The organism is Streptomyces sp. NPDC001970, from assembly GCF_053594115.1.
Map to the genome: position 1 here is coordinate 213,176 of NZ_JBSFDW010000003.1, position 19,275 is coordinate 232,450.

A 19,275-nucleotide genomic window follows, 5' to 3' on the forward strand; every position below is an offset into this window, starting at 1 on the left:
CGGGAGGACCAGCCGTCATGCGCCGCCGAGCCAGCCTCGTCCTCCTGGCCTTCGCCGTCTTCTTCGCCGCCCTGGCACCGGTCCTGCGCTGGTACGCCTTCCCGCGGCTGGCGAAGATCCCGCCCAGCCAGTACCAGGAGATGGTGCTGGAGGCGAAGCCCGCGACCCTGCTGCAGTACGACACCATGCAGGCCGAACAGGTCGAGAAGGTCACCATCGTCCAGACCCTCAAGGGCAACGTCGAGGAGTCCGAGAGGATCGAACGGGACGCCGGCCGTGACGTCGTGGTCTGGGACTCGCTGTCGTACGTCCAGGGCCCCGACGGCAAGATGGTGTCCCGGATCCCCGAGCGCTACATCTTCGACGCCCACACCCAGGCGCCCGTGCACGCGACCGGCGAGACGGTCGACGGGGACGCCGTGCGGCGCGAGGGCATCGAGTTCAAGTGGCCCTTCCTGACCGAGAAGCGGGACTACGAGTACTTCGACGCCCAGACCCGGACCTCCGCGCCCATCCACTACAAGGGGACGAGGACCTTCCGGGGCATGGAGGTCTACTACTTCGAGCAGACGATCCCGTGGACGAAGGTCCCGTACCCGAAGAAGATGCCGATGCCCGGCATCGACGCGACGACGCTGGAGAAGCAGACCGGCACCACCCGCTGGTACACGACCAAGCGGATGTTCTGGGTCGAGCCGGTCACCGGCGCGCCCGTCAACGGCGAGGAGATCCACACCGAGGAGCTGCGCGGCGGCTCGCTGCTGGGCGGCCGGGACAAGGTCACGGCGTTCTCCGGGCACGTGAAGATGCGCGAGGACTACATCGACCACACCGTCGACCTGGTTTCGTCCAACCGCACCACCGTGCTGCTCCTCGTCTCGTATCTGCCCTGGAGCTTCGTGACACTGGGGCTCCTCCTGCTCGCGCTCTCCCTCTACCTGGAGGCGCGGTCCCGGCGGCCGGACGACCCGGTCGTGGAGCAGCGCGAGCCGGAGCCGGTCAGCGCCTGAACCCGCGGCTGACGCCGCGGGTGGGCTCCGCCGTCGACGGGTCCTCGGGCCACGGGTGCTTCGGATAGCGCCCGCGCAGCTCCGCCCGTACGGCCCGGTATCCGTCACGCCAGAAGGACGCGAGGTCGGCGGTGACGGCCGCGGGCCGGCCGGCGGGGGAGAGCAGGTGCACGAGCACCGGCACGCCGGCCACGGCCGGGGTCGTCGACAGCCCGAACAGCTCCTGCAGCTTCACGGCCAGTACGGGCTGCTCACCCGTGTAGTCGACCCGGATCCGCGAACCGCTCGGCACCTCGATGCGCTCCGGCGCCAGCTCGTCGAGCCTGACCGCGTCGCCGCTCGCCCACGGCAGCAGCCGCTGAAGCGCCTGCCCGGCGTCGATGCGCCCCAGATCGGCCCGGCGGCGGGCACGGGACAGCTCCGGCTCCAGCCACTCGCCGGCCCGCTCCAGCAGGGCGCCGTCCGACACGTCCGGCCATGGCGCGCCCAGCACGCGGTGCAGGAACGCCAGCCGCTCGCGCACCCCCGCGGCGTCCTTCGACCACGCGAGCAGCCCGAGGCCTTCGCGCCGGAGCCCCTCCAGCAGCGCACCCCGCACGAGCCCGGGGCCGGGTTCCCTCAGCGGTCGTACGGCCAGCTCCACCGCGCCGAGCCGCTCCACGTACCGGGCGACGACGTCGCCGTCCTCCCAGTGCACCTCCTCACCGCTGCCGAGCAGGTGCGACGCGGCGGTACGCGCGGTCTCCTCGTCGATCACGGCAGCCAGCCGCACCCGCGCGGACGCGGCCTGCGCGACCCGGTCCGCCACGGCCACCGCCAGCCACGGCGCCTTCCGCAGCCGTGACGCGTCCCCGAGCTCGGCCCCGGTCCCGGAGGCCATCAGATACGCCGCCTCACCCCGGGCCCGCGCGACGCGCTCCGGAAAGGCGAGCGCTGCGACGAACCCGGCGGCGGCGTCGTCCCCCAGCGCCCGGCCGACCGCCGGGGCGGCTCCCAGTGCTGCCGCCAGCCGCCCCGCCTCCGCCCGCCAGCGCGCGCCGTACGCGTCCCTGCCCCCGCGCGCGGAGCGCCATGCCGCCGTCAGGTCGTCGCCGTACTCCCGTGGCGGCTCCTCGCTCAGCAGGGCCACGACCTCCGCCGCGCGCCGGGCGCCGACCTCGGGCGCGCCGTCGATGAGGGCCCGCGCGAGCCGGGGATGGAGGCCGAGGCGGGACATCCGGACGCCGCGGTCGGTGGCGCGGCCCGTGGCGTCGACGGCGCCGATCGCGGCCAGCACGGACCGGGCGGCCGCCATCGCACCGCCCGGGGGCGGGTCCAGCAGGGCGAGCCCGGACGCCGAGGGGTCGCCCCAGCACGCCGCCTGGAGCGCGAACGCCGTCAGGTCCGCGACCTGGATCTCCGGCGCGGGGAAGCGCGGCAGCCGCCCGTCCTCGGCCTGCGACCAGCAGCGGTAGACGGCACCCGGCGCCTCGCGCCCGGCCCGGCCGGCCCGTTGGCGGGCGGCCGCCTGTGACGCCCGTACGGTCGTCAGCGAGCCGATGCCCCGCGCGTGGTCGGTACGCGGCTCCCGGGCGAGGCCCGAGTCCACGACGACCCGTACGCCCGGCACGGTCAGCGACGACTCGGCGACCGAGGTCGCCAGCACGACCCGTCGCCCTCCGGTGGAACCGGCCAGCACCGCGTCCTGCACCGACGCCGGCGCCCGCCCGTGCACCTGCAGGACCTCGGCGTCCACGCCCGCGAGCAGCCCGGCGACCCGGGTGATCTCCCCGACCCCGGGAAGAAAGCACAGCACGTCACCCACGCGCTCGGCCAGCGCCCGCCGCACCACCGACGCCACATGTGCCGGCAGCGCGGGATCGACCCGCATCCCGTGCGGCGGCCGCACCGGCCGGGCCGGGGGAGCCCACACCACCTCCACCGGATGCGCGACTCCCTCGGCCTCCACGACCGGCGCGTCGCCCAGCAGCCGCGCCCACCCCGCCGCGTCCGTCGTCGCCGACGCCGCCACCAGCCGCAGCCCGGGCCGCAGCGTCTCCTTGATGTCCAGCAGGAACGCCGCCACCGTGTCCGCGTCCAGATGCCGCTCATGGCACTCGTCGAGGATCACCACGTCGACGCCCGCCAGCTCCTGGTCCCGCTGGAGCCGCTGCAGCAGCACACCCGTGGTGACCACCTCGACGACCGTCCCGCGCCCCACCGCACGCTCCCCGCGCACCGTGAACCCGACCCGCCCGCCGACCTGCTCGCCCAGCAGCCACGCCATCCGCCTCGCCGCCGCCCGCGCCGCGATCCGGCGCGGCTCGGCGACCACGACCCGGGCGCCCCGCCCGGCCAGCGCCAGCGGCACGAACGTCGTCTTCCCGGTGCCCGGCGGCGCGCACAGCACCGCGGCCCCGTGCTCGTCCAGCGCCCGCTCCAGCGCGGGCAAGGCGGTGCGTACCGGCAGCCCCTCCAGGGCGTCCTCGCGGATCACGCCCCTAGTCCCTTCCCCCGGGGGCACCCCCGGCCGACGGCTGGGGGACTTCGGCCGGAGGGACCTCCGTCTCGCTCCGCTCACACACGAAGATCGCCGTTCCCGGGATCAGATGTCCCCGCAGCGGCGACCAGCCGCCCCACTCCTGGCCGTTCCAGGCCGGCCACTCCGGCTCGACCAGGTCGAGCAGCCGGAAGCCGCCCGCCACCACGTCCCGTACCCGGTCGCCGATGGTCCTGTGGTGCTCCACATAGACGGCCCTGCCCTGCTCGTCCTGCTCCACGTAGGGCGTGCGGTCGAAGTACGAGGCCGCCACGCTCAGCCCCTCGGGGCCCGGCTCGTCCGGGAACGCCCAGCGGATCGGATGCGTGACCGAGAAGACCCACCGCCCGCCCGGCCGCAGGACCCGCCGGACCTCGCGGAACACCCTCACCGGGTCCGACACGAACGGCACCGCGCCGTAGGCCGAGCACGCCAGGTCGAAGGAGCCGTCAGCGAAGGGCAGGGCTCCGGCGTCCGCCTCCACAAGCGGGAAACCGGCTCCGATGCGCAGTGCGTGCTGCAACTGCCGGTGCGAGAGATCCAGGGCCACCGGCCGCGCGCCCTGCGCCGCCAGCCAGCGCGAGCACTGCGCCGCACCCGAGCCGATCTCCAGGACGTCCAGCCCGTCGAGCGACTCCGCGGGGCCCAGCAGTCGCGCCTCCGCCTCGTCCAGTCCCTCGGGCCCCCACACGAACCGGTCGTCGCCGAGGAACGTTCCGTGCTCGCTCTGGTACTCGTCCGCGTTCCGGTCCCACCAGCCGCGGCTCGCCCGGCTGCTCTCCGCGTCCCCGGTGTCACGCCGGGTGGCCGCGGGCTCCGCTTCGGGCTCGGTCTCCGGTCCGTACGCCATTGCTTCGGGTTCGTACTCTTGGATCATCTCGCCCGTCGTTGTACGTTGCTCGAGCCCCGCCCGGACGTCCTGCAGGCGTGTCGCCGACGTGTCGCGGACGAGCGAGGCGCGGCCATTGTGGCCTCGGGAAACCTTAGTTGTGCCGGGTATGGGTCGTTCCGCCCCGGGTGGGGGCCTTCGCGCATTGACCGTGCCCTGCCGTCCCCTTATGCTAAAGGTTGCGCTGCGGGCTTGCGCGCCTCAGACGGAGCAGGCCGCGCTCGCATCTGTTGTATGTCCCCTCGGTTGTCGAGGCGTCTTTCCTGTCGGGTTGGCGCTTCCTTGGCTGTCCGGCTTCTTCAGCTGCGATATCGGGCTCACGGCGTAGCAGTACCTACGACTTCAATGTCCGTACCGGAGCCCTTTCCCACATGACGAGCAGCACCGAGACCACCGCCACCACCCCGCAGGTTGCGGTCAACGACATCGGTAACGAGGAAGCCTTCCTCGCCGCGATCGACGAGACGATCAAGTACTTCAACGACGGCGACATCGTCGACGGCGTCATCGTGAAGGTCGACCGGGACGAGGTCCTGCTCGACATCGGTTACAAGACCGAAGGTGTCATCCCGAGCCGCGAGCTCTCGATCAAGCACGACGTCGACCCGAACGAGGTCGTCAAGGTCGGCGACGAGATCGAGGCCCTGGTTCTCCAGAAGGAGGACAAGGAAGGCCGCCTGATCCTCTCGAAGAAGCGCGCTCAGTACGAGCGTGCCTGGGGCACCATCGAGAAGATCAAGGAAGAGGACGGCATCGTCACCGGCACCGTCATCGAGGTCGTCAAGGGTGGTCTCATCCTCGACATCGGCCTCCGTGGCTTCCTGCCGGCATCTCTCGTCGAGATGCGCCGTGTCCGCGACCTCCAGCCCTACGTGGGCAAGGAGCTCGAGGCGAAGATCATCGAGCTGGACAAGAACCGCAACAACGTGGTCCTGTCCCGCCGCGCCTGGCTCGAGCAGACCCAGTCCGAGGTTCGCCAGACGTTCCTCACCACCCTGCAGAAGGGTCAGGTCCGCTCCGGCGTCGTCTCCTCGATCGTCAACTTCGGTGCCTTCGTGGACCTGGGTGGCGTCGACGGTCTCGTCCACGTCTCCGAGCTGTCCTGGAAGCACATCGACCACCCGTCCGAGGTTGTCGAGGTCGGCCAGGAAGTCACCGTCGAGGTTCTCGACGTCGACATGGACCGCGAGCGTGTCTCCCTGTCGCTGAAGGCGACGCAGGAAGACCCGTGGCAGCAGTTCGCCCGCACGCACCAGATCGGCCAGGTCGTCCCCGGCAAGGTCACGAAGCTGGTTCCGTTCGGTGCGTTCGTCCGCGTGGACGAGGGCATCGAGGGTCTGGTCCACATCTCCGAGCTGGCCGAGCGCCACGTGGAGATCCCGGAGCAGGTCGTCCAGGTCAACGACGAGATCTTCGTCAAGGTCATCGACATCGACCTCGAGCGTCGCCGGATCTCGCTGTCCCTGAAGCAGGCCAACGAGTCCTTCGGTGCCGACCCGGCCTCGGTCGAGTTCGACCCGACCCTGTACGGCATGGCCGCGTCGTACGACGACCAGGGCAACTACATCTACCCCGAGGGCTTCGACCCGGAGACCAACGACTGGCTCGACGGCTTCGAGAAGCAGCGCGAGGAGTGGGAGCGCCAGTACGCCGAGGCGCAGCAGCGCTTCGAGCAGCACCAGGCGCAGGTCATCAAGTCCCGCGAGGCCGACGAGGCCGCCGCTGCCGAGGGTGGCGCCGCCGCTCCGGCCGCCGCGCCGCAGGGCGGTTCGTACTCCTCGGAGTCGGACGACAACTCCGGCGCCCTGGCGTCGGACGAGGCCCTCGCCGCGCTCCGCGAGAAGCTGGCCGGCGGCCAGAGCTGATCACCGCTCACCGCTAGTCCGTAGCTCACAGCCGAGGCCCGCTCCCCGATGGGGAGCGGGCCTCGGTCGTGTCCCGAGGGGCGGTGCGCAGGACGTCCGGAACAATCCGGCCGCGGTCAGGCGCAGTTGAGGGTCCGGCGCCCTCGAGGAAGGGAGCGCCGGAAGGGAATGCCCGTCCCGCGTACGGCGTTCCTCCCTATGGACACGAGGAGGAGCGGTAATCGTGCTTGATCCGCAGGGTTTGTACGAGTGGGAGCCGAAGGGCCTGGCCGTCGTCGACATGGCGCTCGCGCAGGAGTCGGCCGGACTGGTCATGCTGTACCACTTCGACGGATACGTCGACGCGGGGGAGACCGGTGAGCAGATCGTCGAGGCGCTGCTGGACTCGCTTCCGCACCAGGTGGTCGCCCGCTTCGACCACGACAGGCTCGTGGACTACCGCGCGCGCCGCCCGCTCCTGACCTTCCGGCGCGACCGCTGGACGGGCTACGAGACGCCGACGCTGGAGGTCAGGCTCGTCCAGGACGCCACGGGCGCACCCTTCCTGTTGCTCTCCGGCCCCGAGCCCGACGTCGAGTGGGAGCGCTTCGCGGCCGCCGTACGGCAGATCGTCGAGCGTCTCGGCGTACGCCTCTCCGTGAACTTCCACGGCATCCCCATGGGCGTTCCGCACACCCGCCCGGTCGGCATCACCCCGCACGGCAACCGCACCGACCTCATGCCGGGTCACCGCAGCCCCTTCGACGAGGCCCAGGTGCCGGGCAGCGCGGAGTCGCTCGTCGAGTACCGGCTGATGCAGTCGGGCCACGACGTTCTCGGCGTCGCCGCCCACGTGCCGCACTACGTCGCCCGTTCCGCCTACCCCGACGCTGCGCTCACCGCCCTCGAGGCGATCACGGCCGCGACGGGTCTCGTCCTGCCCGGCGTCGCGCACACCCTGCGCGCCCAGGCCCAGCGCACACAGACCGAGATCGACCGGCAGATCGGCGAGGGTGACGAGGAGTTCGTGGCCCTGGTGCAGGGTCTCGAGCACCAGTACGACGCGGTGGCCGGTGCCGAGACGCGCGGCAACCTGGTCGCCGAACCGGTGGACCTGCCCTCCGCGGACGAGATCGGGCGTGAGTTCGAGCGGTTCCTGGCGGAGCGGGAGGGCGACGCATAGCCACGGGCACCCGGCCCCTAAGCTTCCGCTCATGCTGAAGGTGGGCCTGACCGGTGGAATCGGTGCCGGCAAGAGTGAAGTGTCGCGGCTCCTCGCGTCGTACGGGGCGGTGCTGATCGACGCCGACAAGATCGCACGAGAGGTCGTCGAGCCAGGGACCCCCGGGCTCGCGGCCGTCGTCGAGGCCTTCGGGCCCGGGGTCCTTGCCGCGGACGGCACCCTCGACCGGCCGAAGCTCGGCTCGATCGTGTTCGCCGACGCCGACCGCAGGGCGGAGCTCAACGCGATCGTCCATCCGCTGGTCGGGGCCAGGTCGGCCGAGCTCGAGGCGGCGGCCGGCGAGGACGCGGTGGTCATCCATGACGTGCCGCTCCTCGCCGAGAACCGGCTCGCCCCGCTGTACGACCTGGTCGTGGTCGTGGACGCGGCTCCCGGGACCCAGCTGGACCGGCTCGTACGCCTGCGCGGAATGAGCGAGTCCGACGCGCGGGCGCGCATGGCCGCGCAGGCCACCCGCGAGGAGCGGCGCGCCGTCGCCGACATCGTCATCGACAACGACGGCCGGCTGGAGGCCCTGGAGCCGCAGGTCCGCAAGGTGTGGGCGGTCCTGACCGAGCGCGCGAGCAGCTAGGGCCGCCGTCAGGAGTCCGTACGATTCCGGCGTTCGAGAGGCAACGATGGCCGAAGTGCGCCAGCATGGCTCCCGCTATGGATTCGGTGCGGATCGTCTTCGCGGGCTTCACCCTGCTCGGAGGGCTCGTCGCACTGCTCGCGGGCGCGTACGGGCTGGACCGGACCCGCCGGATCGCCGCGACGGGCCGCGTCGTCGTGGCCTTCGTCAAGCCTGCGGCCCCGGGCGCGGACCGGCCGCTCCTCCAGTTCGAGACCGAGGACGGCCGCGTCATGGAGCTGCCCTCGCCCGTGCCGCCGGGTCGCGGTCGGGCACTGACACCGGGTTCGACCGTCCGGATCTCGTACAACCCCGAGGACCCGCGAGAGGTCCTCCTGCTCGGCCATGAGCGCCGCCGTGTCGACCGGGGCTTCGTGGTGGCCGGTGCGCTGATGGTGCTCATCGGGCTGACACTCGCCGTCACCGCGCTCCGACAATCGGAATAGCCCTGCCGTGAGGGATGTTGAATCGCGCGAGCGAGGGGAAGGATGGCAGCGTGCCCGAGACGAACCCGGAGACCCACGTCATCGATTTCCGCGCGGCCGAGCAGTTGCTCGCCGCCAGGGACCCGCGCGGCGCGATCAAGCTGCTCGACTCGGTCATCGCCGCTCATCCGGAGAGCGGCGCGGCCCGACTGCTGAGGGCGCGCGCCTACTTCGCGGCCGCACAACTGCGCGCGGCGGAGCGCGAATTCCAGCACATCGTGGACCGTGAGCCGGACAACGCGTTCGCCCACTTCGCGCTGGCCCGCACCTTCCAGCGGTCAGGCCGCCCGGACCAGGCGCTGCGGCACTTCCGGCTGGCGGCGGCGCTCGACCCGAAGCCGGAATACCTGGAGGCGGCCCGGTTCGAGTCCTGAGGCCTCTCGCCTCAGGGCCTCGTGCCTCCAGGCCTCGCACCCGGGCCCGATGGTGGTCCGGGCTGACGATGGGGCCTGTTGTCGCCGTGATCCGGTTCGTACGGCGGGATGTCGGGACCGGGCTGGTAGTGCGGCCCCTGCTGGAGCCGGTGCACCACCACCATCAGATCCGCCGAAACGATCAGGCACAGCACCGCGCAGGCGATCGCCCAGCCCGGCCTCTCCGCGAGCGCGAACACGGCCGTGCCCGCGACCGCCCACAGCAGGCCCCATACACTCAGCCAGAACCGCAGCCGGAGAGGACTGCGTGCGGTTGCCGGTTCACTCCCAGTGCGCATGGCCATCGCCTCTTCCTGTCCAGCATGCACCCGATTTCCGCCGCACAGTCGCGGTCGACGGGCCGGAATCGGGGACCCGGGCCGCGGAGCCGCCTCCCTTTCGCGCTGCGCGTGCGCACCCGGCCGTGCCCGTCCCGGCATCCCCGTACGCGGCGCCGAGCGGATTCGCTGTCCGCACGCGTGAGAGTGCGATGAGTTCCGGCCGCGGGCCCGGTCTGACTCCGTGAAAGCGCTACGGATCGCCCGTCACGCTCATACGGAGGAGACCGCGATGTCCGCCACCGACCCCACCACCGCCACTGCCACCACGGGTACGACCACCCGCACGACCGCCAGGCCGCTGAGCCGGGGCTCGGACCTCGCCGTGCGCACGCTGCAGATCGTTCTCGCGCTGTTCCTCGCGATCCCGAGTGCGCTGCCGAAGCTCATCGGACACGCCTCGGCCGCGGAGTCCTTCGACAAGATCGGCTTCGGTGACTGGTTCATGTACCTGGTCGGGGTGCTCGAGCTGGCCGGTGCCGTGGCGCTGGTGATCCCGATCCTGTCCGGTCTGTCGGCGTTGGCCCTGATCGGCCTGATGGCCGGTGCGTTCATCACCCAGATGACGGTCTTCGACGGGCAGTACGCGATCACGCCGGTGCTGGTGGCGATCCCGCTCGCCGTCATCGCCTGGACCCGGCGCAACCGCACCGCCGAGCTCTTCGCCCTGGTCGGAGCGCGCCTTTGACGCGCAGCACGGCACGTGCAGCTCCTGGCCCCGGCCGGTCGTCCCGGCCGGGGCCAAAGTCTGCTCGGGCTCGGACGCGGGCTCCGTCCGGTCCCGGTCTCAGTGCACGAAGGTGTAGCTGCGCCACGGCGGTGAGCCGGGGGCGATGTTGTCGAACAGCGTCGTCGGGATGTACGCCGACTGGGCGCCCTTGCAGTCCGGCGTCGTGTACATGATCATGTCGATCAGTGTCGCGTTCTCGACCCTGTGGGCACCGGTCGGTGCGAGCCGGTGACAGCCGTTCACCCCGGGGTTCGACACAGTGACGACCCGCTTGCCCTCGGTCTCGTAGGTGACGGTCCCCACCGCGGTCCGGCCGAGACCGGAACAGCCCGCGACGGCGACGGTCAGGAGCACTGCCCCGGCGGCGATGCCGGGACGCCGGAGATCGGACATGGCTGGTCCTCGTCTGTCGTGTGTGTCGTCCGTCGTCGGTGGTTCAGGACTCGTGCTCGCCACCCTGCCGGACATGCGGCGGAGCGGCACCCCAGGTGCAGCCGCACAGGGGATCCCTGGCGCTCGACCGGGCGTCACGACGGGAATACCGTTGAGTCACAGACCGAACCTCCCGAACGCATGGACGGCAGGGGGTGCCGTGATGGTCGAAGAGCTGGTGGCGGCGGGCTTGGCGGCAGGATCCGCCTGCCTGGTCTACGGGCTGGCCGCGGCGAGGGTCGTCAAGCAGTACGAGCGAGGCGTGGTGCTCCGCCTCGGGCGGCTGCGCAACAAGGTGCGTGAGCCGGGATTCACCATGATCATTCCGCTTGTCGACAAGATGCACAAGGTGAACATGCAGATCGTGACCATGCCGGTGCCCGCCCAGGAGGGCATCACGCGCGACAACGTCACGGTGCGGGTGGACGCCGTCGTGTACTTCAAGGTGGTGGACGCGGCCGACGCGATCATCAGGGTCGAGGACTACCGCTTCGCCGTCTCCCAGATGGCGCAGACCTCGCTCCGGTCGATCATCGGCAAGAGCGAGCTCGACGACCTGCTCTCCAACCGGGAGAAGCTCAACCAGGGCCTGGAGCTGATGCTCGACAGCCCGGCCCTGGGGTGGGGAGTCAGCGTCGACCGGGTGGAGATCAAGGACGTGTCGCTGCCCGAGACGATGAAGCGCTCGATGGCACGGCAGGCCGAGGCGGACCGGGAGCGGCGGGCCCGGGTCATCAACGCCGACGCGGAACTCCAGGCGTCGAAGAAGCTGGCCGAGGCGGCCCACCAGATGGCCGACGCGCCGTCGGCCCTGCAGCTGAGGCTGCTGCAGACGGTGATGGCCGTGGCCGCCGAGAAGAACTCCACGCTGGTGCTGCCCATCCCGGTGGAACTGCTGCGCTTCCTGGAGCGGGGCTCGCAGCTCTCCCCGCAGGCCGGTGCGCAGGCTGCCCCGCAGGCCTCACCGCAGCCCGGCGCATCGAACGAAGCCGGCGGACCGGCGGGCGTACCGGCCGAGCAGGAGCCGGCGGGCCTACCGGCGGAGCAACGGCCGGCGGCCCTGGAAGGGCTGGACGGGCTGAGAGGTCCGGAGAGCCTGGAACTGCCGGGCTCGGAAGTGCCGGACGCCTCGGGGAGGCCGCCGGAGCGCGAGGGCCACGCTCACGGTGTGGACGGACACGGCGCGGACGTCCACAAGTCCGTCGACGAACCGAGTGAACGGTAAAGGCGCAGGCCGAAGGCCGGTCGAGGGGCATTGTCAGACCTCGCCCGTATGGTCGTGACTCCAAGGATCCGGCCAGTGGGAGGGGAGGTGCCCCGCGCATGCTGCACACCTGCGCCGCCGTGTTCGTGCCGGCCGCGCTGCCGCGGGAGGGGCGGGTCGCCTTCTGGAGCCCGGACGGTGGCGCGCTTCCGGTCGCGCCTGGCGGGGCGGGCGGGCCTGGCGGGGGAGCCGGGACCGGCGAGACCGCGGAGTTCCGTGAGGGTGTCGAGTTCGGTGAGCTGACGGTCGTACGGCCGCACGGCAGCGGCGTCCGCAGCCGCACCGTGCCCGCCGTGCTGCTCCCGGTCGCCGATGCCGTGCCGCTCCTCGTGCGCGCCCGGCACGACGCCGCGGCGCATCCCGCCACCGTCTGCTGGGGCGCTGCGGCCCTGCATGCCCTGCACCTCGCCGCGCGCGGCAGACTCCTGCCCGGGCTGACCCCCGACGACCACGACGCCTGGCGGGCAGGCCCGCTGGACGCCGACGACATCGCCCATCTGCGCGCCATCGCCGCGGCCATGCCGCACGAGGCGCATGCCACCCCGCTGCCCGGCCCGCGCCCCCTCCGGCTGCCCGAGCCCGAGGCGCTGATCAGGTCGTTCCTGGACGCGGTCGCGGACACCCTGCCCCGCACCCCCGCGGCCGAGCACGCGGCGGGCCGCCCGTTCGCCGCGAAGGCGCCGCAGCATCTGCCGGGGGCCCGTGACTGGGCCGCGGAGGCCGCGGCCGGCATGGACGCGGGGGTCCGGATCTCGCTGCGCCTCGATCTGTCGGCGTACGAGCTGTTCGACATCGCCGAGGACGGCGGGGCCGAGCGGCACGCGGGCGCCGCGCTCGTGCAGGTGCACAGCCTCGCCGACCCGACCCTCGTCCTGGACGCGGCCCGGCTCTGGGCGGGCGAGGGCGAGGAGCACTTCGGGCCGCGGGCCCGTATCGACGCCGTGCTCGCGCTGCGCCGGGCCGCCCGGGTCTGGCCCCCGCTCGGAGGGCTGCTGGAGCGCGAGGTACCCGACGTGCTGCCGCTCACCGAGGACGAGCTGTACGAGCTGCTGGGCGAGGCCGCCGCCCGGCTCGGCGCTGCGGGCGTGGCCGTGCACTGGCCCAGGGAGCTGGCCAGGACGCTCAGCGCGGCCGCGGTCGTCCGCGCGCCCGCGCCCGGCTCCGCCACGGACGGCACGCCGTTCTTCGACAGCGAGCAGCTCCTGAGGTTCGACTGGCAGTTGGCGCTGGACGGGGATCCCCTCACCGAGCGCGAGATGGACACACTGGCCGAGGCACACCGCCCGATCGTCCGGCTGCGCGACCGGTGGGTCGTGGTCGACCCCGATCTCGTCCGTAAGGCGCGCAAACGGGAGCTGGGTCTCCTGGAGCCGGTGGACGCGCTGGCCGTGGCGCTCACCGGCACCGCCGAGGTGGACGGCGAGACGGTCGAGGCCGTCCCGGAAGGTGCGCTGGCCGCGCTGCGCGACCGGCTCACCGAGGGCCCGGCGGTCCTCGCCCAGCCGGCCGGACTCGACGCCACCCTGCGCGACTACCAGCTCCGCGGCCTCGCCTGGCTGGACCTGATGACCTCGCTCGGCCTCGGCGGCTGCCTCGCCGACGACATGGGCCTCGGCAAGACGGTCACGGTCATCGCGCTCCATCTGCACCGCGAGGAGCGCGCCGAGCGACGCCGGGCGGAGCACCGGTCCGGGGGCGCAGGCGGGCCTGGGACCGAGGAGGCGTCCGGGGGTGCGGGCGGGCCTCGGGCCGAAGCGGAGGCCGGGGGCGCCGGCCGACCTGGGGCAGACGTAGCGTCCGGGGGTGCGGGCGGACCTCGGGCCGAAGCCGAGGCCGGGGGCGCCGGCGGGCCTGGGGCAGACGTAGCGTCCGGGGGTTCTGGCGGGCCTCGGGCCGAAGCCGAGGCCGGGGGCGCCGGCGGACCCGGGGCCGAGGAGGCGTCCGGGAGCCGGGCCGATGACCTGGCGGTGCAGGCCGGCGCGGAGCACCGCACCTGCGGTGCGCCCACCCTGGTCGTGTGCCCGGCCTCGCTGCTCGGCAACTGGCAGCGGGAGATCACCCGTTTCGCGCCGGGCGTGCCCGTGCGCCGCTTCCACGGCGCCGAGCGTTCCCTCGACGGGGTCCACGTGCCCGGCGAGCGCCCCGGCTTCGTCCTGACCACGTACGGCACGATGCGCACGAGCGCCGGAGAACTGGCCGCTCGGGACTGGGGCATGGTCGTCGCGGACGAGGCCCAGCACGTCAAGAACCCCTTCTCCGCGACCGCCAAGGCGCTGCGCACCATCCCTGCCCCCGCGCGCGTCGCCCTGACCGGTACACCCGTCGAGAACAACCTGTCCGAGCTGTGGTCCCTCCTCGACTGGACCACCCCCGGACTGCTCGGTCCGCTCAAGTCCTTCCGGGCCCGCCACGCCCGCGCCGTCGAGAACAGCGAGCACGTCGAGAACGAGGCGGCGGTCGAGCGGCTCTCCCGACTCGTGCGCCCTTTTCTTTTGCGCCGCAAGAAGTCCGACCCCGGCATCGTGCCGGAGCTGCCGCCCAAGACGGAGTCCGACCATCCCGTCCCGCTCACCCGCGAGCAGGCTTCGCTGTACGAGGCGGTCGTGCGCGAGACCATGGCGCAGATCGAGAGCGCCGAGGGCATCGCGCGCCGCGGCCTCATCATGAAGCTGCTGACATCGCTCAAGCAGATCTGCAACCACCCCGCGCAATATCTGAAGGAGGACACCGCCCGCCTCGCGGCCCGCTCCGGCAAGCTCGCCCTCCTCGACGAGCTGCTCGACACGATCCTCGCCGAGGACGGCGCGGTGCTGGTCTTCACCCAGTACGTGTCGATGGCGCGCCTCATCGCCGGCCACCTCGAGGCCCGGGCGATTCCGTCCCAGCTGCTCCACGGGTCCACCCCCGTGCCGGAGCGGGAGCGGATGGTGGACCGCTTCCAGTGCGGCGAGATCCCGGTGTTCATCCTCTCCCTCAAGGCCGCGGGCACCGGGCTGAACCTGACCCGCGCCGGCCACGTCGTCCACTACGACCGCTGGTGGAACCCCGCCGTGGAGGACCAGGCCACCGACCGGGCCTATCGCATCGGCCAGACCCAGCCGGTGCAGGTCCACCGCCTCATCGCCGAGGGCACGGTCGAGGACCGCATCGCGGAGATGCTGCTCTCCAAGCGGGCACTGGCCGACGCGGTGCTCGGCTCGGGGGAGGCGGCGCTGACCGAGCTCACCGACCGGGAGCTGGCCGATCTCGTCTCGCTGCGGAGGCCGTCATGAGGAGGCTGTCGTGATCGCCCACCGCCCCGGGTCCGGGCGGCCGCGCCGGGACGCGCCGCGCAGGCCGGACGACCGCCGGCGCACGTTCCCGGCGTTCGCACCCCGGTCCGGCGACGAGTCGTTCGCCGCATCCTGGTGGGGCAACGCCTGGGTGGACGCGCTGGAGGACACGGCGCTCGACCCGGCCCGCCTGGCTCGCGGCCGCGCGTACGCCGGGCGCGGCCAGGTCGACGCGATCACCGTCACGCCCGGCCGGGTCACCGCGTACGTGCACGGGTCCCGCGCGCGCCCGTACCGCACGGACATCCGCCTGCGGACCCTCGGCGACGACGACTGGGACCGGCTCCTCGACACCGCCGCCGCCCGCCCCGACCACATCGCGGCTCTGCTCGACAAGGACGTGCCGCACGCGCTCGCGGGCGCCGCCGACCTGCTGCCCGCTCCCGGCGATCTGATCCCCGACTGCTCCTGCCCCGACGACGGCTACCCCTGCAAGCACGCGGCCGCACTCTGCTACCAGACGGCGCGGATCCTCGACGAGGACCCGTTCGTGCTGTTCCTCATGCGCGGCCGCGGGGAGCAGGAGATCCTGGCCGAACTCACCCGGCGCAACGCCACCCGCTCGGCGGCGGAGCGGGCCGCCGCGGAGGAGCCCGGCACGCCAGGCTCCCCTCCTGCCCTCGCGACCGTCCCCGCCCGCGACGCCCTCGCACCGCGCACGCGGCCATCGCTCCCGCCGCCGCTGCCCGTACCACCGCACCCCGGCCGCCCGCCGGTGTACCCGCAGTCGCCCGGTGCCCCGGATCCGCTCGCCCTCGACCTGCTCGCCACCGAGGCCGCCGCCCGTGCCCGCACCACCCTGCAGACCGGCCGGGACCCCGTCGCGGGCCTCACCCCGTGGCAGGACGCGGTCCGGCTGGCCGCTGCCCACCCGGGCTCCGGACTGACCGCCTCCACCCGCGCGCTGTACACCGCGCTGGCCCGCGCCACCGACCGCACTCCGACGGACCTGGCCCGCGCCGTCGCGGCCTGGCGACAGGGCGGCCTCGCGGGCCTGGCCGTCCTGGAGAAGGAGTGGGACCCGCCCGCCGGCCCCTTCGACCGGGCCCGCCCCGCACTGGCCGCGGCCGACTTCCCGGACTTCCGCCCCTCGCACAACCGCCTCTCCACCCCCTCGCTGCAACTGCGTCTGGGCCGTGACGGCTTGTGGTACGGCTACGAGTCGGACCCCGGCCGCGACGACTGGTGGCCCCGGGGCACGCCCGACGCCGACCCCGTCGGAGCGCTCGCTGCCCTGCTCGGCCGCTGACGGGTAGGCTCGGACTGCTCGTGTCGACGACCGGTGACCTGCTCAAGGGGGCCTGATGGAAGCGGAGTTGGTGGCACTGGCGACAGCCGGGGCGACCGCGCTCGTCCAGCAGATGGCGACGGACGGCTGGATGCGCGCCAAGGAGCGGCTGGTCGCGTTCTTCGCCCGGCACGGTGGCGCCGACGAGGAGAGCGTCGCGGCGGACCTCGACATCGCCCACGCCGACCTCGTGGAGGAGGGGGCCGAGGAGCAGGCAGCGGCCGACATCGCCGCCGAATGGCGAGGCCGTCTGCGTCGCACTCTGCGAGCGGACCCCGAGGCGGCGGCCGAGCTCCGCGCGCTCCTCGACGAGCTGGCGCCCGAGCTTCCGGCACCGCAGCAGACCACCGAGGTGCACAACACCATCAGCGGAGGAGTCCAGCACGGGACCGTGGTCCAGGGGGGCTCGGGCTCGATCACACTCAATCTCGGCGGCAGCGACGGCCGCTGACATCGGCCGGGCGCAGGGCGAGGCCTGTGTCGAAGGAGCGGCATGTCGCACGAGGAGTTCGTGAACAGCGGACCCGCCGATCTCGTCGTCGAGGGGTGCACCGCGCTCGTGCACACCGAGGACGGCGGAATCCGGTTCGAGGAGGACAGCGCCGTCGTCGTACGCGACGGGGTGATCGAGACGGTCACCTCCGCCCGTGACACGGCGGGACTGCCGGCACACGAGCGTATCGACGCGCGCGGCCGGCTGGCCATGCCCGGGCTGATCAACTGTCATACGCACGCCCCGATGGTGGCCCTGCGCGGCATCGCGGAGGACGTGCCGGTCGAGGAGTGGTTCAACGACTGGATCTGGCCCATCGAGAGCAACCTCACCGACGACATCGTCGAGCTCGGCGCGCTGCTCGCCTGCGCCGAGATGATCCGCGGCGGCGTCACCGCCTTCGCCGACCACTACTTCTCGATGGACCGGGTCGCCGCCGCGGTCGTACGGAGCGGGCTGCGGGCCAACCTCGGCTGGGCGTACTTCTCCAGCCAGGGACCCGAAGGCCGGGAACGTTCCCTCGACTTCGCGCTGCGCATGGCGGGCGGCGCCGGGGGCCGCATCACGATCGTGGACGGCCGCGTTCTCATGCGGGACCGGAAACTCCTGACGCTCGACGTGGAGGAGATCGCGTACGAACTCACGTCGCGACTCCCGGAGTTGACGGACCGCGCACACGGGCGCCGCATTCAGGAATACGACGTCGGGCAGGACGCCGGGCCCGGCGGCGGAACGCGCTGAGGACAGCAATGTGAGCACCCGGTCGACGAAGAGCAGTTCGATAAATTATCCGCTCGATCGGGTGAAAGGATTGTCGGCCATAACCTGATTGGCGTAATCGCGTTATTTCCGGTGCGGGTGAGTACCCGAGTTCATCCTCCGGAAGGCAGGAACCCATGAGGCAGATTCGCCGAACAGGTCTGGTCGCAGCGATGGTCACGGGCGGCGCCCTTGCCGCGGCCGGGGCCGCCCACGCCGACTCGGGTGCGCACGGAAGCGCCGCCGGGTCACCGGGCCTGATCTCCGGGAACACGATTCAGGTCCCGGTGCATGTCCCGGTGAATGTGTGCGGCAACACCGTGAATGTGATCGGTCTGCTGAATCCGGCGGCCGGCAACAGCTGCGAGAACGAAGGAGCGGGCAAGGGCGGCCACAGTGGGGGCGGTGCCGTCGCCAAGGGAGGCGGAAAGCGTTCTCCCGGGGTGATCTCCGGCAACACGATCCAGCTTCCCGTCGACGTGCCCGTGAATGTCACCGGAAACTCCGTCAACGTCGTCGGCATCGGCAATGCGTCCACCGGAAACTCGTCCTCGAACTCGCCCGGAAAGCCGGCGCCGAAGCCGGTGACCCCGCCGAAGCCGCGTCCCGCAGCGCCGGTTCAGCCCCAGCCGGGCGCCGGCCACCTCGCCGAGACCGGCGCCCCGACCGGCGTCGGCCTCGCCGTCCCGGCCGCCGCCGCCCTGATCCTCGGCGGCGCGATCCTCTACCGCCGCTCCCGCGCCGCCTCCGACGACGCCTAGTGCGGGCGGATGAAGTATCCGGACGGTAGGGAAAGAGGGGCCCGGTTACGACAACCGGTGCCCCTCTCGTCCGCCCGGGCGGGGCCGCCGCGCGGAACGCGCGCGCGGTGAACGCCGTTCGGTGAGGCCCTGGCGCCGTCACCCGGTGACGCGCCTGCCGCTGCCGCCCTGTGACGCTTCAGCCGCGCCACACGGCAAGCACCGCCGCGATTGCCGGCCCCACGCGTTCCCGGGCCTCATGACGGGGCACCCCCTGCATCAGCAGCGCGTCGTACGGCGTGTCCAGATGGCGTACGGACGCACGCACCGCCGCCGTCACCGCCCCCTCGTCCAGTGCCCGGCCCGCCGCGGTGCGGCCCACCCGTCCGCTGCCGCGTACCGACGTGTGCGCCGCGATGTCCAGCACCCGGTCGAGCGGGCAGGCCGGGAAGAGCCGCAGGATCTCCGCGGTGAGCGCGCCCGTGAAGCGCAGGTCCTCCACCGCCCGCCGCGCCGCGTCGCGCTCCCGGCGACGTGCCCGTACGTCCGCGTCGGCCAGGCACGCCGCCTCCGCCCGGGCGAGGGCGGCCTCCTCGACGAGGAGGCCCTGGCGCTCGTACCGCGTACGGCGCTTGTTGTGCCGGACGACGACGGCCCAGAGGGAACTCGCCTCGCGGGCCCGCCGGGTCAGCGCCGCGTTCCCGCGCGGCAGGAAGACGAGATGCCCGAGATCCGCGCAGTCCAGGCAGCGCGGCGCATGGAACTCCAGGACCATCCGCTCCAGCGGCCCGTGCCGGCACTCGGCACAGTGCCGCGCCTTCAGCGGCTCGACGACCACCAGCGGATCCGCCACCTCGAACCCCCTTCCGCATCCGCGGCCTTCTTCG

At 72.6% G+C, this 19,275-nt stretch carries 17 protein-coding genes and 1 pseudogene; 13 read left to right on the forward strand and 5 right to left on the reverse strand.

What is annotated here, in order from left to right:
- The first annotated feature begins 17 nt into the window (after positions 1-17).
- Complete coding sequence (locus ACWCP0_RS05540; RefSeq protein ID WP_451077565.1) at positions 18-1,010, forward strand: DUF3068 domain-containing protein; 993 nt, start codon at positions 18-20, stop codon at positions 1,008-1,010.
- Here ACWCP0_RS05540 and hrpB read toward each other — a convergent pair.
- Both hrpB and ACWCP0_RS05550 read right to left on the reverse strand, forming a co-directional pair.
- Positions 1,000-3,486: an ATP-dependent helicase HrpB gene (gene hrpB / locus ACWCP0_RS05545; RefSeq protein WP_451077566.1), complete on the reverse strand. Its 2,487-nt coding sequence runs from the start codon at positions 3,484-3,486 to the stop codon at positions 1,000-1,002. The two genes, ACWCP0_RS05540 and hrpB, sit on opposite strands and share 11 nt — an antisense overlap.
- Positions 3,487-3,490: 4 nt before the next feature.
- The gene (locus ACWCP0_RS05550) at positions 3,491-4,405 is read right to left on the reverse strand and encodes a class I SAM-dependent methyltransferase (protein ID WP_451077567.1); all 915 of its coding nucleotides are present in this window, start codon (positions 4,403-4,405) and stop codon (positions 3,491-3,493) included.
- 383 nt (positions 4,406-4,788) lie between these two features.
- On the opposite strand from ACWCP0_RS05550, the gene rpsA reads away from it, so the two are divergent.
- The 5 genes from rpsA to ACWCP0_RS05575 all read left to right on the forward strand — a co-directional run bounded on the left by rpsA (position 4,789) and on the right by ACWCP0_RS05575 (position 8,973).
- Positions 4,789-6,282, forward strand: coding sequence for a 30S ribosomal protein S1 (gene rpsA / locus ACWCP0_RS05555; protein WP_338676048.1), 1,494 nt, complete (start codon positions 4,789-4,791; stop codon positions 6,280-6,282).
- A 223-nt stretch (positions 6,283-6,505) separates the two neighbouring features.
- A complete protein-coding gene (locus ACWCP0_RS05560; protein ID WP_451077568.1) occupies positions 6,506-7,444 on the forward strand; it encodes a PAC2 family protein in 939 nt (312 codons plus the stop codon).
- A 31-nt stretch (positions 7,445-7,475) separates the two neighbouring features.
- Positions 7,476-8,075, forward strand: coding sequence for a dephospho-CoA kinase (coaE, locus tag ACWCP0_RS05565; RefSeq protein WP_451077569.1), 600 nt, complete (start codon positions 7,476-7,478; stop codon positions 8,073-8,075).
- A 65-nt stretch (positions 8,076-8,140) separates the two neighbouring features.
- Positions 8,141-8,560 carry a hypothetical protein gene (locus tag ACWCP0_RS05570; RefSeq protein WP_451077570.1) on the forward strand — a complete coding sequence of 140 codons (420 nt, stop codon included), beginning with the start codon at positions 8,141-8,143 and terminating at the stop codon, positions 8,558-8,560.
- A gap of 50 nt (positions 8,561-8,610) precedes the next feature.
- Positions 8,611-8,973, forward strand: a complete 363-nt coding sequence (locus ACWCP0_RS05575) for a tetratricopeptide repeat protein (protein ID WP_351225425.1) — start codon at positions 8,611-8,613, stop codon at positions 8,971-8,973.
- Between the two features lie 11 nt (positions 8,974-8,984).
- Here the strand turns inward: ACWCP0_RS05575 and ACWCP0_RS05580 are convergent, their stop codons facing one another.
- Positions 8,985-9,317, reverse strand: coding sequence for a DUF6343 family protein (locus ACWCP0_RS05580; protein WP_451077571.1), 333 nt, complete (start codon positions 9,315-9,317; stop codon positions 8,985-8,987).
- A 265-nt stretch (positions 9,318-9,582) separates the two neighbouring features.
- On the opposite strand from ACWCP0_RS05580, the gene ACWCP0_RS05585 reads away from it, so the two are divergent.
- Positions 9,583-10,038, forward strand: coding sequence for a DoxX family protein (locus ACWCP0_RS05585; protein WP_451077572.1), 456 nt, complete (start codon positions 9,583-9,585; stop codon positions 10,036-10,038).
- Between the two features lie 99 nt (positions 10,039-10,137).
- Here ACWCP0_RS05585 and ACWCP0_RS05590 read toward each other — a convergent pair whose 3' ends face one another.
- Entirely contained in the window at positions 10,138-10,473 is a 336-nt protein-coding gene (locus ACWCP0_RS05590) for a hypothetical protein (RefSeq protein WP_451077573.1), read from the reverse strand.
- Between the two features lie 202 nt (positions 10,474-10,675).
- Here ACWCP0_RS05590 and ACWCP0_RS05595 point away from each other — a divergent pair, with 202 nt between their 5' ends.
- The 6 genes and pseudogenes from ACWCP0_RS05595 (at position 10,676) to ACWCP0_RS05620 (ending at position 18,409) form a co-directional block, all read left to right on the forward strand.
- Positions 10,676-11,737 (forward strand): slipin family protein, encoded by a 1,062-nt coding sequence (locus tag ACWCP0_RS05595; RefSeq protein WP_451077574.1) that lies wholly within the window; start codon positions 10,676-10,678, stop codon positions 11,735-11,737.
- A gap of 98 nt (positions 11,738-11,835) precedes the next feature.
- On the forward strand, positions 11,836-15,048 hold the full coding sequence (locus ACWCP0_RS05600; RefSeq protein ID WP_451077575.1) for a DEAD/DEAH box helicase: 3,213 nt from the start codon (positions 11,836-11,838) through the stop codon (positions 15,046-15,048).
- Between the two features lie 10 nt (positions 15,049-15,058).
- Complete coding sequence (locus tag ACWCP0_RS05605; RefSeq protein WP_451077576.1) at positions 15,059-16,357, forward strand: SWIM zinc finger family protein; 1,299 nt, start codon at positions 15,059-15,061, stop codon at positions 16,355-16,357.
- 55 nt (positions 16,358-16,412) lie between these two features.
- Positions 16,413-16,847, forward strand: a complete 435-nt coding sequence (locus tag ACWCP0_RS05610) for a hypothetical protein (RefSeq protein ID WP_451077577.1) — start codon at positions 16,413-16,415, stop codon at positions 16,845-16,847.
- 42 nt (positions 16,848-16,889) lie between these two features.
- Positions 16,890-17,456: pseudogene (locus tag ACWCP0_RS05615) on the forward strand (amidohydrolase family protein); the annotation flags it as partial.
- A gap of 329 nt (positions 17,457-17,785) precedes the next feature.
- Entirely contained in the window at positions 17,786-18,409 is a 624-nt protein-coding gene (locus tag ACWCP0_RS05620; RefSeq protein WP_451077578.1) for a chaplin, read from the forward strand.
- 178 nt (positions 18,410-18,587) lie between these two features.
- On the opposite strand, the gene ACWCP0_RS05625 is transcribed toward ACWCP0_RS05620, so the two are convergent.
- A complete protein-coding gene (locus tag ACWCP0_RS05625) occupies positions 18,588-19,241 on the reverse strand; it encodes a DUF2293 domain-containing protein (protein WP_451077579.1) in 654 nt (217 codons plus the stop codon).
- Positions 19,242-19,275: the final 34 nt, after the last annotated feature.